This window comes from Heyndrickxia oleronia (genome assembly GCF_017809215.1).
Classification (GTDB): domain Bacteria; phylum Bacillota; class Bacilli; order Bacillales; family Bacillaceae_C; genus Heyndrickxia; species Heyndrickxia oleronia.
Map to the genome: position 1 here is coordinate 3,294,481 of NZ_CP065424.1, position 16,975 is coordinate 3,311,455.

Annotated in this window: 17 protein-coding genes; 6 read left to right on the plus strand and 11 right to left on the minus strand. The window is 34.6% G+C overall.

Going from position 1 to position 16,975, the window contains the following annotated elements; all coding sequences use genetic code 11:
- Positions 1 to 16: 16 nt before the first annotated feature.
- The 3 genes from pyc to I5818_RS16490 all read right to left on the minus strand — a co-directional run bounded on the left by pyc (position 17) and on the right by I5818_RS16490 (position 5,547).
- Positions 17 to 3,457 carry a pyruvate carboxylase gene (gene pyc, locus I5818_RS16480; protein WP_078110202.1) on the minus strand — a complete coding sequence of 1,147 codons (3,441 nt, stop codon included), beginning with the start codon at positions 3,455 to 3,457 and terminating at the stop codon, positions 17 to 19.
- 48 nt (positions 3,458 to 3,505) lie between these two features.
- Positions 3,506 to 4,717: an FtsW/RodA/SpoVE family cell cycle protein gene (locus I5818_RS16485; protein WP_078110203.1), complete on the minus strand. Its 1,212-nt coding sequence runs from the start codon at positions 4,715 to 4,717 to the stop codon at positions 3,506 to 3,508.
- A 548-nt stretch (positions 4,718 to 5,265) separates the two neighbouring features.
- Positions 5,266 to 5,547 carry an Fpa/YlaN family protein gene (locus I5818_RS16490; RefSeq protein ID WP_058002511.1) on the minus strand — a complete coding sequence of 94 codons (282 nt, stop codon included), beginning with the start codon at positions 5,545 to 5,547 and terminating at the stop codon, positions 5,266 to 5,268.
- A gap of 200 nt (positions 5,548 to 5,747) precedes the next feature.
- Here I5818_RS16490 and I5818_RS16495 point away from each other — a divergent pair, with 200 nt between their 5' ends.
- Positions 5,748 to 6,239, plus strand: coding sequence for a hypothetical protein (locus tag I5818_RS16495; protein WP_071976603.1), 492 nt, complete (start codon positions 5,748 to 5,750; stop codon positions 6,237 to 6,239).
- Positions 6,240 to 6,394: 155 nt separating this feature from the next.
- Here I5818_RS16495 and I5818_RS16500 read toward each other — a convergent pair whose 3' ends face one another.
- Entirely contained in the window at positions 6,395 to 7,723 is a 1,329-nt protein-coding gene (locus I5818_RS16500; protein ID WP_071976602.1) for a PhoH family protein, read from the minus strand.
- 156 nt (positions 7,724 to 7,879) lie between these two features.
- Here I5818_RS16500 and I5818_RS16505 point away from each other — a divergent pair, with 156 nt between their 5' ends.
- A complete protein-coding gene (locus I5818_RS16505) occupies positions 7,880 to 8,485 on the plus strand; it encodes a YhcN/YlaJ family sporulation lipoprotein (RefSeq protein WP_071976601.1) in 606 nt (201 codons plus the stop codon).
- Between the two features lie 267 nt (positions 8,486 to 8,752).
- Positions 8,753 to 8,941, plus strand: a complete 189-nt coding sequence (locus I5818_RS16510; protein ID WP_078110204.1) for a YlaI family protein — start codon at positions 8,753 to 8,755, stop codon at positions 8,939 to 8,941.
- A gap of 58 nt (positions 8,942 to 8,999) precedes the next feature.
- On the opposite strand, the gene I5818_RS16515 is transcribed toward I5818_RS16510, so the two are convergent.
- The gene (locus tag I5818_RS16515; protein ID WP_071976703.1) at positions 9,000 to 9,317 is read right to left on the minus strand and encodes a YlaH-like family protein; all 318 of its coding nucleotides are present in this window, start codon (positions 9,315 to 9,317) and stop codon (positions 9,000 to 9,002) included.
- A 30-nt stretch (positions 9,318 to 9,347) separates the two neighbouring features.
- The gene (gene typA / locus I5818_RS16520) at positions 9,348 to 11,186 is read right to left on the minus strand and encodes a translational GTPase TypA (protein WP_071976599.1); all 1,839 of its coding nucleotides are present in this window, start codon (positions 11,184 to 11,186) and stop codon (positions 9,348 to 9,350) included.
- Positions 11,187 to 11,355: 169 nt separating this feature from the next.
- Here typA and I5818_RS16525 point away from each other — a divergent pair, with 169 nt between their 5' ends.
- Positions 11,356 to 11,541, plus strand: a complete 186-nt coding sequence (locus tag I5818_RS16525) for a YlaF family protein (protein ID WP_071976598.1) — start codon at positions 11,356 to 11,358, stop codon at positions 11,539 to 11,541.
- A 37-nt stretch (positions 11,542 to 11,578) separates the two neighbouring features.
- Here I5818_RS16525 and I5818_RS16530 read toward each other — a convergent pair whose 3' ends face one another.
- Positions 11,579 to 12,379 (minus strand): inositol monophosphatase family protein, encoded by an 801-nt coding sequence (locus tag I5818_RS16530; RefSeq protein ID WP_071976597.1) that lies wholly within the window; start codon positions 12,377 to 12,379, stop codon positions 11,579 to 11,581.
- Positions 12,380 to 12,531: 152 nt separating this feature from the next.
- A complete protein-coding gene (locus tag I5818_RS16535) occupies positions 12,532 to 12,726 on the minus strand; it encodes a hypothetical protein (protein ID WP_071976596.1) in 195 nt (64 codons plus the stop codon).
- 202 nt (positions 12,727 to 12,928) lie between these two features.
- On the opposite strand from I5818_RS16535, the gene I5818_RS16540 reads away from it, so the two are divergent.
- On the plus strand, positions 12,929 to 13,549 hold the full coding sequence (locus tag I5818_RS16540) for a YktB family protein (RefSeq protein WP_071976595.1): 621 nt from the start codon (positions 12,929 to 12,931) through the stop codon (positions 13,547 to 13,549).
- 113 nt (positions 13,550 to 13,662) lie between these two features.
- Here the strand turns inward: I5818_RS16540 and I5818_RS16545 are convergent, their stop codons facing one another.
- Both I5818_RS16545 and I5818_RS16550 read right to left on the minus strand, forming a co-directional pair.
- On the minus strand, positions 13,663 to 13,938 hold the full coding sequence (locus tag I5818_RS16545) for a UPF0223 family protein (RefSeq protein ID WP_058002739.1): 276 nt from the start codon (positions 13,936 to 13,938) through the stop codon (positions 13,663 to 13,665).
- Between the two features lie 34 nt (positions 13,939 to 13,972).
- Positions 13,973 to 14,932 (minus strand): NAD(P)H-dependent flavin oxidoreductase, encoded by a 960-nt coding sequence (locus I5818_RS16550; RefSeq protein WP_071976594.1) that lies wholly within the window; start codon positions 14,930 to 14,932, stop codon positions 13,973 to 13,975.
- 204 nt (positions 14,933 to 15,136) lie between these two features.
- Between I5818_RS16550 and I5818_RS16555 the strand changes: the two genes are divergently transcribed.
- Positions 15,137 to 16,606: an aminotransferase class I/II-fold pyridoxal phosphate-dependent enzyme gene (locus I5818_RS16555; protein ID WP_071976593.1), complete on the plus strand. Its 1,470-nt coding sequence runs from the start codon at positions 15,137 to 15,139 to the stop codon at positions 16,604 to 16,606.
- Positions 16,607 to 16,687: 81 nt separating this feature from the next.
- On the opposite strand, the gene I5818_RS16560 is transcribed toward I5818_RS16555, so the two are convergent.
- The gene (locus I5818_RS16560) at positions 16,688 to 16,816 is read right to left on the minus strand and encodes a GapA-binding peptide SR1P (RefSeq protein WP_071976592.1); all 129 of its coding nucleotides are present in this window, start codon (positions 16,814 to 16,816) and stop codon (positions 16,688 to 16,690) included.
- Positions 16,817 to 16,975 lie beyond the last annotated feature (159 nt).

A 16,975-nucleotide genomic window follows, 5' to 3' on the forward strand; every position in this document is an offset into this window, starting at 1 on the left:
TCGGCCACCTTTCCTATTATTCTCTATTCAGTTCAATTAATAAATCATTTGTTTGAATAGCTTCACCATTTTGAACGTAAATTTCTTTGACTACACCTGTAAACGGTGCTTGAACAGTTGTTTCCATTTTCATTGCCTCTGTTATCATTAAATGATCACCTTGATTGACTCTATCCCCTTTATCAACCATTAGTTTAATGACCGTTCCTGGCATCGTTGCACCAATATGTTGTTCATTTTTCGAATCTGCCTTTACTTTATTTGCAACAGCAGATTTAATACTCTCATCCTTAATGATCACTTCTCGTGGTTGACCATTTAATTCAAAATAAACAACTCTAGTCCCATCAACACGTGGTTGACCAATAGAGACTAATTGAACAAATAAGGTTTTTCCTTTTTCAATTTCAACTTCTATTTCTTCACCGAGCGTCATTCCATATAGAAAAGTTGGTGTATCAATCACTGAAATATTACCAAATTGTTGCGTGACTTTTTCATATTCTAAAAATACCTTTGGATATAATGCATAGGACAATGTGTCATATTCAGATGCTTCCCTACCTATTTCTTTAGATAGTTTTTCTTTTAGTTCGAGTAAATCTACATTCTCCATTAATTCACCAGGGCGAACAGTGATAGGTTTACGATCTTTTAGAATCACTTTTTGCAATTCTTTAGGGAAACCTCCAACAGGCTGACCTAAATAACCCTGGAAAAATTCGACGACAGAATCTGGAAAATCTATCTTCAATCCTCGAGAAAGAACTTCATTTTCAGTTAATTCATTTTGAACCATAAATAATGCCATATCTCCTACAACCTTTGAAGAAGGAGTTACTTTGACGATATCACCAAACATGCGATTCACTATTTGATACATTTCCTTTACTTCATCCCAACGTTCACCAAGTCCAACTGCTTTCGCTTGTTGTTGTAGATTACTATATTGTCCGCCAGGCATTTCATGACGATAAACTTCAGTATGAGGGGAATTCATACCACTTTCGAATCCACTGTAATATTTTCTTACATCCTCCCAATAATAATTAAGTTTATCTATGGAATCGATATTTATATTTGGTTTTCTTTCCGTACCTTCTAATGCATAAACGAGACCATTTAAGCTCGGCTGTGACGTTAGTCCTGACATCGAATTAAGTGCTACATCAACAATATCAACACCAGCTTCTATAGCTTTAGCATATGTGTATAATCCATTACCACTCGTATCGTGTGTATGTAAATGGATTGGAAGATCCGTTGTATCTTTTAATTCAGAAATTAATCGATAAGCTGCTTGAGGTTTTAAGAGACCTGCCATATCTTTTATAGCAAGTATATGTGCCCCTAAGCTCTCTAATTCCTTTGCGAGGTCTTTATAGTATTGTATGCTATACTTTGGTCTCATAGGATCATTTATATCCCCAGTATAGCAAATAGCAGCCTCGGCAATTTTTCCTGTTTGTCTTACTTCATCAATTGCTACTTCCATTGCTTTTACCCAATTGAGGCTATCAAAAATTCTAAAAACATCTATACCTAAATTTGCAGATAAGCGGATAAATTCACGGATGATATTATCAGGATAATTTTTGTAACCAACTGCATTTGATCCTCTAAATAGCATTTGAAATAAGACATTAGGGATTTGTTCCCTTAATTTAATCAATCTCTCCCATGGGTCTTCTTTTAAGAAGCGATAGGCTACATCAAATGTCGCGCCACCCCACATCTCTAATGAAAATAACTCAGGTAGTAATTTGGATGTTTGCTCAGCGATTTTCTGAATATCATGTGTTCTTACCCTTGTCGCTAATAAAGACTGATGAGCATCCCTGAAAGTTGTATCAGTTAAAAGTACCTTATCTTTTGATTTAATCCATTTTATTAAACCATCTGCACCACTTTGGTCCAGGATTTGCTTTGTTCCCGAATTAGCTTTCTCAATATGATTAATTTTTGGTACTCTACTTTTTTCAAAATTTGGTTTTTCGCGCTTTTCTAACCCTGGAAAACCATTAATGGTCACATTTCCTATATAGCTAAGCATTTTAGTACCGCGGTCACGGCTAACTGGAAATTCAAATAATTCTGGAGTCGTATCGATAAAGGAAGTATCATACTCACCAGTAATAAACTTTTTATGTTTTATTACATTAATAAGGAATGGAATATTTGTTTTAATCCCCCTTATTCTGAATTCCTTCAAATTTCTAACCATTTTTGCTGCCGCTTGATCAAAAGACATAGCAGAGGTCGAAAGTTTAACTAATAAAGAATCGTAGTACGGTGTAATAACTGCTCCTTGAAAACCATTCCCAGCATCTAATCGTACACCGAATCCACCACCAGAACGGTAAGCCATAATCTTGCCAGTATCCGGCATGAAGTGATTTAATGGGTCCTCTGTTGTTACCCTGGATTGGATGGCAAAGCCGTTAATTTTAATTTCTTCTTGGTTAGGTATACTAACTTTATCACTATGTAGTGAATGGCCCTCTGCAATCATTATTTGAGATTGGACAATATCTACGCCTGTTATCATTTCAGTAATCGTATGTTCTACCTGTACACGAGGATTAACCTCAATAAAATAAAATTGATCACCAGAAACCAAAAATTCTACAGTTCCTGCATTAACATAATTGACTTTTTTCATTAAATGGACCGCGGCTTGACAAATTTTTTCGCGTAATTGATCAGAAAGTGAAACACATGGGGCAACTTCTACAACTTTTTGATGTCGCCTTTGTACCGAACAGTCTCTTTCAAATAAGTGAACAATATTCCCTTCGTCATCACCTAATATTTGCACTTCAATATGTTTTGGGTTTTTTATAAACTTTTCAACATATACTTCATCATTTCCAAATGCAGCCTTCGCTTCAGATTTAGCACGAGAATATGCCTCTTCTACTTCTCCAGCATGATTGACTATCCTCATTCCGCGTCCACCGCCCCCTAGGGAGGCCTTAATAATAATCGGATAGCCATAAGACTCACCAAATTCTTGAACCTCACCTAGAGTATGAACAGGACCATCACTACCTGGAATTACTGGTATTTTTGCTAGTAGCGCTTGCTCCTTTGCTTTTACCTTGTCACCAAACATATCAAGATGATGGTTTTTTGGACCAATGAATGTGATCCCTTCCTCTTTACATCGAATGGCGAATTGGATATTCTCAGATAAAAACCCGTAGCCTGGATGAATTGCATCTACACCAGCATTTTTTGCTATTTCTAGAATCCCCTCTATATCTAAATAGGCATCAATTGGTTTTTTTCCTTCACCAACCAAGTATGCCTCATCCGCTTTAAATCGATGATAGGAACCTGAATCTTCCTTCGAATAAATCGCAACCGTCCGAATATTAAGTTCAGTACATGCGCGAAATACACGAATAGCAATTTCTCCTCTATTCGCTACTAATACTTTTTCTATCTTTTTCATTATTGATCTCTCCCCTTTGTATGATCATCCTGTTGGGCATTAATTTTGTTAATGAACCTTAAATCCTCGATGATTTATACTTGTCTTCTGCATAGTTGTGTGTTCCTGTTTCTTTTTATATTTTTCCTCATATTTAACAAACATAGATACATTAACTAACACACCAAGTGAAGCTGATAAAAGTAATAATGAAGATCCACCATAACTTATTAATGGTAAAGGTACACCTGTAATAGGGATTATTCCAGACACCCCTCCCAAATTAATAAATGCTTGAATACCAACCATACTTGATATTCCAATAGAAAGTAAGCTACCAAAAGGATCCCTACATTTGACGCCAATATATATTCCTCTTAAAACTAGATAAGACAGGCCTAATAAAACAAAAGCTACACCAAAAATGCCTAACTCCTCAGCAATAATCGCCATTATAAAATCTGTATGAGGTTCTGGTAGATAACCTAGCTTCTGAACGCTTTGACCGAGTCCTAATCCTTTAATTCCCCCAGTACCTAATGCTAGATAAGAATTATATAATTGAAAGCCTTCACCTGCCTTAGTACCAAAAGGATCCATAAACCCAGTAAAACGACCTATTCGAGTCTCCGAAAAAATTTGATCTTTCTTTAAGAAAATTACTGGAGAAAGAATAAGAACGACAAGAAGTCCTAAACCAAATAGCTTCATCATCGTTTTCAACTTCATCCCCGAACAAAGGATAATTGTTAAGCCAATAGCGAAGATAATACTAGCTGTACCTAAATCCGGTTGTATCGCTATAAGAAAACAAACAAATATTAAAAATAAAAGTGGTGGAATAACTCCTTTATTAAATTGATCAATATAAGATTGTTTCTTAGCATACACTGCTGATAAATAAATAATGACACTTAATTTTACAAATTCTGATGGTTGAATAGAGCTTGTCCCTAATCTAAACCAACTCTGTGCATTATTAGATACATGTCCGAAAACAAATATACCTGCAAGACCAATTATCGAAACTAGCATCATCAAGCCTAGAAATTTATTACTTTTATACATTTTATAGGGCAAGAAAGCCGTTATAAAAAATGCAATGAATGATAGAATTAGGCTTTTTACTTGTTTAACATAAAAATAGTTGCTTTCAAAATTATATCTTTGCACAGCTACAACCATACTAGCACTATAAATCATCACTAAACCAAATAAACAAAGAAGTATGTACACGATGACAATGGAATAGTCATAAGACTTTAAGATTTTTTTTAACATATTACCCTTCCAATCCTTTAGTCTATTAAAGGTATTCTTCAAAATATTTTTATTTCCTGCTAGAAAATAGCATTATTTTATTTCCAATTTATTCATTAAACATATGTTGTCCCCTCTTCTAATTTCAATAAAACTCATTTCATTCATCATTCTAATTGATAAAAATACTAAACAAATATTCTCTTTACCAATGGCTGTTTTCGTATAGTTTGTTACTTTTGTAAAAGATTCAGCAATTCGTATAAAGTTTGTAGCTCTTTTCTCAGTGAAAGAAAAGGTGTAACGGTCTTCAGCACATAGTTATTTATTTAAACTTTACATAAATAGCAACAATGTGTGGGAATAGAGCCTTTCCAATTTACTAACTAACAACTAAGTTAAAGTAAAGTGCCTCTACAAAAAAACTCAAACAATTTCTGTGAACTGTTTGAGTTTTTTATTTTAGCTGTTTGAACAAGATAGTTTTACATGTGATTTATCATTTGAGTAAAATGCCCCTACTCTATATTCATCAATAAGATAAATACAATGTATGTTTAGCCATTTATTTATTTTTTAGTGGAAGCATCATGTAGAGCGGTCAATTCTCTTTCTAATGAATCTAAAAGTTCCTTACCATCCTTTTCGTCCACTAAGCCTAATCGAACTGCAAAATCTATTTCACGGGATAGTCCAAACATTTGTGTATCCAATACTTCTTCATATAATGGACATTGGGGCATCGTTAAATTATCCATTTGGACTTTTATTAGGCGCAAAATTTTTTCTGCGTCTATCTTTAGAAGAGAATAGGCTTTTTCCCGGTGATCCATTTTAATTTCAGACGCCACGTTGATCCCCCCATTATTCGTACAATACAAAAGACAATCTTATCTAAAAATTTTACTCTGAAAACCAAGAAAATGCAAGGGAAACGTCTAGAATTTATTTTATTCAATCTATTTTACAAAAGGCGGAAAAATAAAAAATGTTCATGTGACAATCTATTATTTTAAGGGTATAATTTTCATAGTGTAAGGAGGCGGAAGAATTGATTATTCCAATTAAAGGGAAAGTTAAATTTCCTATTACTTTAGATGCTGGAACTTGGATTTTTGATGACCGAAAAATTGATCTGACCACATACTTCGATACCAATCAATCAGAAGTTGATGATAATGAGGAGTATACCAAAAATGTCGGACGGTTTTTTGATCGCGAAATAAAGGAAGGGGCTATTTCCCCACCCACACTAAAGTCTGAGCGTAAGTTTTTAAAGCAAAAACTTTTAACAGGTACATTCGGAATTCGTTTCGAACCTTTTTTAAAAAATGCAGAGCCGTTAAAAGAGGCGAAGCTTTTAGTACTGGAAACCGATTCAGATGATGTTCAAATTCCGTTAGAAGATGCTTACCAGCTTATATTAGCATTCTCAAAAGAGGGAAAAGCGTTAAAAGACGATGGACCAATCCATGTTATTTTTAGTGATGGTTCCAATCGAAATAACCCGATTAAATTTGTAAAAGGTTTTAGAGTAGAATAATGCAAAACCAAGCAGTAAAATGGTTTGCTAATCATTCTACTGCTTGGTTAGATGAATACATACTTAGCAGCAAATCTAATATTACTATTTTTTATTGGATCCATACAAAAGCTTGCTAGTTCAATACTATTTGGGTTAAGAAAATCAATTGGTTTCTAAAGTAAATCTGCAGCAAGCTGAGCTAATCCGGATCTTTCTCCTTTTAAAAGTTGAATATGCCCTGCAACTTTTTGATCTTTAAATTTTTCTAGAACATAGGTCAGCCCATTATTGTATTCATCTAAATAAGGGTGGTCTATTTGTTCAGGATCCCCCATTAATACGATTTTACTCTTTTCTCCTACACGTGTTAATATCGTTTTTACTTCGTGCTTTGTTAAATTCTGTGCTTCATCAATAATAATATATTGTTCAGGTATACTCCTCCCTCGAATATAAGTTAACGCTTCAACCTCGATGGAGCCCATCCCTGCTAAAATCGCCTCTAACTCACCCGGCTTTTTCGTATTAAATAAATATTCAAGATTATCAAAGATCGGTTGCATCCATGGTCGAAGTTTCTCTTGCTTCTCTCCAGGTAAATATCCTAAATCCTTTCCTACAGGAACAATTGGCCTTGCAACAAGAAGCTTTTTATATGAATGTAGATCCTCTGTCTGCATTAACCCTGCAGCTAAGGCAAGAAGTGTTTTTCCCGTCCCAGCTTTTCCTGTCATCGTTACTAAGGGGATATCTTGTCTAAATAGTAGTTCCATCGCCATTGTCTGCCCTACATTCCGTGGCTTTATTCCCCAAATTGATTCTTGATTATATACTAATTTTTTCAACATTTTTCCCGTTTCATCGACAATTCCTATAGCAGATGCCGAGCTACCTAATGCATCTTTAATTATTAAAAATTGGTTTGGATAAAAAGGATGATGAGTGAATTCTGATAATTTAATTTCACCTTTTTCATAAAATAAATTCAATAATTCTTTATCTAAATAGATTTCTAATAGACCTGTATAAATATGATCAATTTCAACGACACGATCATTTAGAAAATCCTCCGCTTGCAATCCTAATGCATCAGCCTTTACCCTTACTAATGCGTCTTTACTCACTAATATTACAGGTCTGCCACTTTCCTTTGTCCCCTCCTCTATAGCTAAATTTTTTGCAACAGCTAATATTCGATTATCATTCGTCTTTTCAATAAAAATATCTTGCAATTGTTGAAATGATCGATGATTCAATTCAATTCTTAGAATTCCACCATTTTCAAGGGGGATTTTTTCATGGAGCTTTCCCGCTTTTCTAAAGCTGTCAATCAATTTGGAAACTTGTCTTGCATTTCGCCCGATTTCATCCATATATCTTTTTTTGGAATCAACCTCTTCAAGCACAACTGCAGGAATTACGATTTCATTATCCTCAAAAGAAAATATGGAGTTCGGATCTTGTAACAAGACATTTGTATCTAGTACGTATATTTTCTTCAAATTGATGCCTCCTGCTCCTTATTGGATTATTCTATAATATGATTTTTTTCCTCATCCGGTTCAGGTGAAGAGGATGGACATTGCTAAAATATATGTCCAAATGTATAAAGATAGAAGAAAATTGCACACTAAAATTAAAAGTGGAGGTGTGGCAAATTGAAAAAAGCATTTATAGTAGGACTTACAATAATATTTATGACTGCATGTGCAAATAATGAAATGGGGCAAAATAATAATCAAAACAATAATAGAAATAGTGCTAGACCAATATCTGTTAAAGACAGTAATATTAAATCAGTTGATCGAAAAACAGGGCAAGATATTTCAAGAAGACTTGTAAAACTAGCTACAAGTGTGCCTAAAGTGAAGGATGCTACTGCTGTGGTTTTCGGCAATTATGCGATTGTAGGAATTGATGTAGATGATAATATTGACCGTTCTCAAGTGGGATCAATCAAGTATTCAGTCGCAGAAAGTTTAAAACATGATCCATATGGTGCACAAGCAATTGTTGTAGCTGACCCGGATTTCACCGCAAGATTAAAAGAGATTGGACAAGACATTCAATCAGGCAAGCCAGGGCAAGGCATACTAAATGAGCTTGCAGATATTGTTGGAAGAGTTATGCCTGAAATACCGAAAAATCTTGTTCAGCCAGAATCTCCTCAGAACGGAACAGAAAAACCTAAACAAAATTTAAATAACCAAAATGAAAAACAACTGAACAAACAACAAGAAAAGCAATCCAATTATCAAAAATAATGGCTCTTTACTCAAAATTTGTTGCTATCTACGTAAAGTATTCATTAATCACTATCGGTAGCAGACTGTTACATCTTTCATTCGACTTAATAAGAGCGGCAAACTCCCTAAGACCGTTGAATCATTTATTGGGTTGAAAAGCTGAGCAGTTGTACTTTTACAATAGCAACAACTTACACGAAAGCAGCCAAAATAATAACGGAAAAATTTTCAGACATTCACTTACATGATATACTAATTAAAATAGAATTAGAGGTGTGTTAGTGAATGAAAGTGAAATGTATACTCTGTGAAAAGCTTGAAACTATTGATGATGATTCAATTGTAGCTAAACGGTTGAGAAATAGACCTATTCACACCTATATGTGTGACGAATGCCATGATCGTATAACTAGAAAAACAAACGAAAGACTTCGATTAAAGAAAATAACAGATGAAGACGAAAACAGTTTATAAGAACTTTGAGGACTTGTATTTTCTTGCATAAAAAAAATCCACCTAATGGTGGATTTTTTTATACATCGTTTGATGCTTCTTCTTTTTTAAAATTATGTCGTCGAATTCTATAGATGATTAAAATTAAAGCTGCAACTACTAATCCTTCTGTAATTGGAAGGAATATAGCCAAAAACGTGAGTATTGTACATCCTAACACTAAAAATAGATACACCATAGCTGATTTTAGTAAAGGAAGTTTTTGAGCAAAACCTAGTTTAAAGACAAGTATACATAAGGCAACAATGGTTAAATAAAGCATCCACATCCCTAATTTAGGATATTCATCTACTCTATATAAACCAGCAAAAAAGGAAAGATGTTCTTGCACATTGATTTCAGACACCTTACACTCCCCTTTATAAAATTAATTTACTTCTGCATGTTTCAATTTCTTAGCGGCTTTTTCACGTTCATTTTTGTTTAAGATTTTCTTGCGTAAGCGGATGGATTCCGGTGTAACTTCACAATATTCATCATCATTTAGGTATTCAAGTGCCTCTTCTAAAGACATTTTTCTTGGTTTCTTAATAACGGATGTTTGATCCTTAGTAGCTGAACGGACATTGGTCGCATGCTTAACCTTCGTAATATTTACGGTAATGTCATTCTCACGAGTATTTTCTCCAACAATCATACCTTCGTAAATTTCAGTTCCAGGTTCAACAAAGATTGTTCCTCTATCCTCTACCTGCATAATTCCGTATGTGGACGCTTTTCCAGTTTCCATTGAAACTAGAACACCTTGGTGTCGTCCACCTACACGTCCAGGTTGCATTGGTTGATAACTATCAAATGTATGATTGATAATCCCATAACCACGTGTTAATGTCATGAAATCTGTTGTATAACCAATTAAACCACGTGCAGGGACATTAAAGATTAATCTTACCTGGCCATTTCCGTTATTGATCATATCTAACATTTCACCTTTACGTGAACCAAGAGATTCAATGATTCCACCAACATGCTCTTCAGGGATATCAATTTGTACTCTTTCAATTGGTTCACATTTCACACCATCAATTTCTTTAATAATGACTGTTGGCTTAGAAACCTGAAGTTCAAAACCCTCACGACGCATATTTTCAATTAAAATAGATAGATGTAGCTCTCCACGACCTGAAACAATCCATGCATCAGGAGAATCAGTATTTTCAACTCTTAAGCTTACATCTGTTTGAAGTTGAGAACGAAGACGCTCTTCAATTTTCCTAGCAGTAATATACTTTCCTTCACGACCAGCAAACGGGCTATTATTAACAATAAATGTCATTTGTAGCGTTGGTTCGTCAATTCGTAATGGTTGTAACGGCTCTTGATGGTCAATCGGACATACTGTTTCCCCTACATTGATATCTTCCATTCCAGAAACAGCAATAAGATCTCCTGCATAGGCTTCTTGAATTTCTTGGCGCTTCAATCCAAAGAATCCAAATATTTTAGTTACCCTAAATTGCTTAACAGTTCCATCCAGTTTCATTAATGCTACTTGTTGTCCTACATGCATCGTACCTCGAAAGACACGTCCAATTCCAATTCTACCAACATAATCATTATAATCAAGTAGAGCTACTTGAAATTGTAGAGGTTCTTCTCTTGTATCTGCTGGCGCAGGGATATGATCAATGATTGTATCAAATAAGACCTGCATGTTTTCATCTTGTTTTGTAGGATCGGCACTAGCTGTTCCATTAATACCAGATGCATAAATAACAGGAAATTCTAATTGATCCTCATTAGCATCTAATTCAATAAATAATTCGATAACCTCATCTACTACTTCCTCTGGGCGAGCAAAATCACGGTCAATTTTATTTACAACGACAATTGGTGTTAAATTCTGTTCTAGTGCTTTTTTCAACACAAAACGTGTTTGTGGCATACATCCTTCGTATGCATCCACTACTAGAAGAACCCCATCTACCATTTTCATAATACGTTCCACTTCGCCACCAAAATCAGCATGTCCTGGGGTATCCATTATGTTAATTTTGATATCTTTATATTGAATAGCGGTATTCTTCGCTAAGATGGTTATACCTCTTTCACGTTCAATATCATTTGAATCCATCGCACGTTCAGCAACTTGTTCATTTGTGCGGAATGTACCTGACTGCTTTAATAGCTGATCTACGAGAGTTGTTTTCCCATGGTCAACGTGTGCGATTATAGCTATATTTCGTAAATCTTCTCTTATTTTCAAAAGTTGTTCCTCCTGCCTTTAAGACCGACTAAAGTTAGTATACCAATAACTTATGTATTATATCATAGTTAATAATAAAACGCCAAATACATAGTTATCCAATCTTCTTTGCTAAAATCGACATTTTCAAGTAAAATAATAAAAGAACGTAACCATGGAGGCAATTGCGATGAAAGACATTAAGTGGATTTTCGTACTTTTTGCTGCAGCAGCTGCTGCATCTATGATTGGAATTGGGGTAGCAATCGGTGAAAAAAGTCTCATTGGTATCGTATTTTGCATTATTGCATTGATACTCATAATGGGATTCGGATTTAAAACAAAAGCTAAAATGAGACAAGAAGGTCGGTTATAACATCTAAAGAGGGATCCCAAAAATTCGGGATCCCTCTTTAATCATTTGAGGTATTAAAATAGTTTGTTAAAATTTCATTGTGAAGTGCCTTATTACTTACAAAAACCGTACTACTTTCTAATAAATTTAATGTTTCACCTTTGACTGTTGTAACTACTCCCCCAAGTTCTTCAATCAATAACTTGCCTGCAGCAAAATCCCAAGGAGAAAGTCTCATTGCAATATACGCATCTAATCTACCTGTGGCAACATAGGCAAACTCTAGAGAAGCAGCACCTAAAGATCTTGTTGCACGTGAATCTCTTACTAGATTGTGTAAATTTCCAACAGGAATATGTCTATTTGAAATAATCCAAGAAGAATTAATACCAATGATAGCATTCTCAACTTTTGTTGCTTCTAAAAGAGGAATTGGTTGTCCATTAAAAAATGCTCCTTTGCCTACTTCAACGAAATATAATTCATCTTGTACCACATCATAGATATAGCCGAATTTTCCTCTTCCGTTTTCATATATACCAATTGAAATAGCAAAATTGCGCTGTTGATGAACAAAATTAACCGTTCCATCAATCGGATCAATAATCCAAATAATTCCATCTTCCTGATTAATATCTTTCCCATGTCCTTCTTCGCCGACAATTCGATGATTTGGAAAATGTTTCATAATATTATTCACTAAAAATAGCTCTGTCTCTTTATCAATATTGGTAACAAGATCATTCCGATCCGATTTTGTCTGTATATTTAAAGTATGATTAAAAGAATCTAAAATATTTTCCCTTGCTTCTTTTAACCATTGTCTAACATATGTATCAATTTTTATCCAATCAGTCATGATCCAAGCCTCCATCACATGCTCATGTACCTCATAGCTTAAAGGAAAAATTTATGTAATTCAAGTAAATCACCTTATTATTACAATAAATTTGCGCTCACAAAAACGAACCCCATCTGTTTGATCTGGAACAGGGAGTCCGCAATCAAAACTTACATTGCTTTCATTTTTAATAATTCTTCCCTAATTTTCATGAGCTTTTTCTTTGATGATTCCTTTTTTCTATCATTATTTTCTTGGATGGCTTCAAATAGGACAGCTAGCTCATAGTCCATTTCAAGTCGTAATACAGCTATACGTTGCTGATCAAATTTTTTCTTTTTTGATGTATTCATTACTTGCTTCATGAACGTCACATCCTTTCGATTTATAAGTATTAACAAAAGCCGAAATATTCTGGATGTTATCTTTTTATATCTTATGTCGCGAAAATAAATCATGTAACAAAAATGTGTAAATGCCTAATGATTGGGCATTTTATTTAATTATTAGAATTGGTTATGATAAAATATTGTAAACATTGATATGAACACTATTGGAGGCTTTTTAATGAATTTCCCAGGTTTTACAGAAGAAGATTTTAATGTTTTTAAAATCGATGGCCTTGATGCCAGAATGGATCAATTAATCAAACACATTCGGCCAAAACTAGACTATCTCGGCAATTATTTTGCACCAACCCTAAGTGCATTGACTGGGGATGAAATGTTCCCTCATGTAGCAAAACATGCACGAAGAACCATTAATCCACCGAATGATACTTGGGTAGCATTTGCTAATAATAAACGAGGTTATAAGATGCTCCCCCATTTTCAAATTGGACTTTGGGAGACACATCTTTTTGTATGGTTTGCTCTCATATACGAAGCACCAAATAAAATAGAATATGGTAAAACACTTGAAAAGAATATTACAAACATACGAAAATCAATTCCGCCCCATTTTGTATGGTCAGCAGACCACACTAAGCCTGAAGCAATGATCATGGGGGATCTATCAGACGAAGAGCTACTAGCATTATTCCATAGACTACAGACTGTAAAGAAGGCTGAAATTTTATGTGGATTACATATTCCTCGCAATGAAGCAATAACTATGGATGGTGAAGAAATAATTAGCCGATTGAATGATACTTTTCAATATTTAATACCCCTTTATAAGATGTCTTAAACTAAGGCAGGTTTTCTAGAGCTTGTTGCTTTTAAAAAATTTCCTCCTGCTGGCTTTTACAAAACAACAAACTAAAAAAGCAACCATAAAAAAAGAAGAGGGTAACTTCATTGTTACCCTCTCATTGAAATCAAACTTCCAGTTTCGGATTCTTTTAATTTTTTTACAACCTGATATGAAGAATATCCGCTTTCTTTTTCAAATTCATTACAATATCTTTTCTCATCAGCTTTTCCAGGCACAATTTCCTTAAATCGACGATATTTCTCCATTAACTCGTCACGATTAATTCCTTTTTCATATGCCTTTTCAATTGCTTCAAAAAAATGGATTACATCAATGACCTCTGTAGTAGACCAATCCATAGAAAAAGGGTATTGATACTCCATTTCATCACCGTCTTTCAAGATGTATTTTCTATTTTTACTTTCCCCATTTTGTTCGGATTTCATTAGCCTCTTGGATCATGCGAGTGATTAACTCATTAACAGTAGGAATATCTTTTATTAATCCCATCACTTGACCAGCCCATGCAAATCCACTATCAACCTCTCCATTATATATATAATTTTTATTTGCTTGTCCACTAATATACTCTTTTAATTCTTCATAGCCACCATTATTTTTTTCAATTTCAAGTATTTTCTCAGTCCACTTATTTGATATTGCACGACCAGGAGCACCAAGTGTACGCTTTATCACTGTTGTATCTGTTTCGCCACCTGATAAAAGAGCATCCTTATACGCTGTTGCGGCGTGCACACATTCTTTGGTAGCAATGAATCTTGTACCCATTTCTATGCCTTCTGCACCTAAACTCAAAGCAGCCATCAACCCTCTTCCATCTCCAATTCCTCCGGATGCAATGACTGGAATTGATACACAATCAACAACCTGAGGAACTAAAACAAGAGTACTAATATCATTTTTTCCAAGGTGCCCTCCCCCTTCTTGTCCAACAACCATAACTGCATCTGCTCCCAATTCTTCTGCCTTTTGAGCTTGACGTTTTGCAGCCACAAGGACTAATTTTTTTATATCAACTCCTTTTAAATATTCAAAGAATGTTGCAGGGTTACCTCCTGTTACTGAAACTACTGGAACATTTTCTTCGACTGCAACATCGAGAAAATGTGTATAAGAACGTCCGTGCTGACCAATAGCAAAATTAACTCCAAAGGGTTTATGTGTTAAAGTTTTTACTTTCCGAATTTCATCTCGTAATGCCTCTGGGCTCTCAAGAGACATTGCTGTAATTTGCCCTAAACCACCCGCATTTGAAACAGATGAAGCCAATTCTGAATAAGCGAGATAGGCTAGTCCTCCTTGAATAATTGGATAATCGATGTTTAATAATTTCGTTATTCTCGTATTCCAATTCATAACTATATTCTCCTCATCCTTAATTTTTTTCAATTTCAACTGCTAAGGAACCTATATACTTCTATTTCTTCTCTGTTCATTACCCAATTTCCTTTAAATGAAGAAGATTTTATTTTCAAAGTACTTTATAAATGCTATAATTCATATGTTTTTGATCACAATAAGAAACAACTACAAGACTGACTAAAAGAGGTGTATAATTCATTGTCACAATATGAAACCCCATTGTTTACTGGACTCGTTGAACATGCAAAAAAAAATCCAGTACAATTCCACATTCCTGGACATAAAAAGGGAGCTGGAATTGATCCCGACTTTCGTCACTTTATTGGCGATAATGCCTTATCGATTGATTTGATTAATATTGCTCCACTTGATGACTTACATCAACCAAAAGGGATGATAAGTAAAGCACAAGAATTAGCTGCACAAGCATTTGGAGCCGACCATACATTCTTTTCCGTTCAAGGTACAAGCGGTGCAATTATGGCCATGATTATGGCTGTTTGTGGACCAGGAGACAAAATCATTGTACCTAGAAATGTCCATAAATCTGTCATGTCAGCTATTGTCTTTTCAGGGGCAATACCAATTTTTATTCATCCAGAAATTGACCCGAATCTTGGAATTTCACACGGAATTACAACAGAATCCGTGTCAAAGGCATTACAACAAAACCCTGATGCCAAGGGTGTTTTAGTTATAAACCCTACGTATTTTGGTGTTGCATGTGATTTAAAGAAAATCGTAGAAATTGCGCATTCATATCAAGTACCTGTCTTAGTCGATGAAGCACATGGTGTCCATATTCATTTCCATGAAGACCTACCTATATCTGCTATGCAAGCCGGTGCTGATATGGCCGCGACAAGTGTCCATAAACTAGGCGGTTCTATGACGCAAAGCTCGGTATTAAATGTAAAAGAGGGGTTAGTATCTTCAAATCGTGTTTCCACTATTTTAAGTATGCTAACCACCACTTCTACTTCCTATTTATTACTAGCTTCACTTGATGTAGCACGTAGAAGATTAGCTACACAGGGAAAAGAGCTTTTAGATAAAACCATTCAGCTTGCCCAAGATGTACGGTCAAAAATAAATACAATTGATCATTTATATTGTGTTGGTGAAGAAATCCTTGGAACAAAAGCAACATTTAATTATGATCCAACAAAATTAATTATTTCTGTAAAAGATTTAGGAATAACTGGTTATGATGCAGAAAAGTGGTTAAGAGAAGTTTATAATATTGAAGTAGAACTTTCCGATTTATATAATATCCTCTGCTTAATTACACCAGGAGATACAGAGCATGAGGCAAACTTATTAGTCAAAGCACTCCAAGAGCTTTCAGATCAGTTTTCTCACTTGTCAGGATCTGTGGAAATACAAGTCTTACTTCCAGATATACCAGTTCTCTCATTGACTCCACGTGATGCTTTTTATGCTGATACTGAAACAGTGCCGATTGAAGAATCTGCTGGTCGCATTATTGCTGAATTTATTATGGTTTACCCTCCAGGAATACCTATTTTTATACCTGGGGAAATCATTACAGAAGAAAATTTAAAGTATATTCAAAAGAATATTGAAGTGGGATTACCTGTTCAAGGTCCAGAAGACTTCGAGCTTAAAAAGTTACGGGTAATTAAAGAACATAAGGCAATAAAATAAACTACTCTATTCATCAACTAACGGATATTGTATATAAATGATTAATTTCTAGTATAAAGGAAATGGCAGCCAATTGGCTGCCTATTTATTATTATTCAAGTCCTCAGAAATTTCGCAACATGTTTTACAGTTAGAGTATAGAACTGTCACCTTCTCATCCTCGAAATGATCAATAATTTTATTACAATCCTGACAAACTAAGGTTCCCATTCTTGTTTCCCCTTTCTAATTAAATTAGGAAAGCGCTTTCTAACTATTTATATAATAATACATATTAAATGATTTTTAAAGGGTAATTTGTATAACATATTTATACATTTTCTTCAAAGAGTATATATTATTAAGCAAAAATAGTGACCTTAAAAAGTC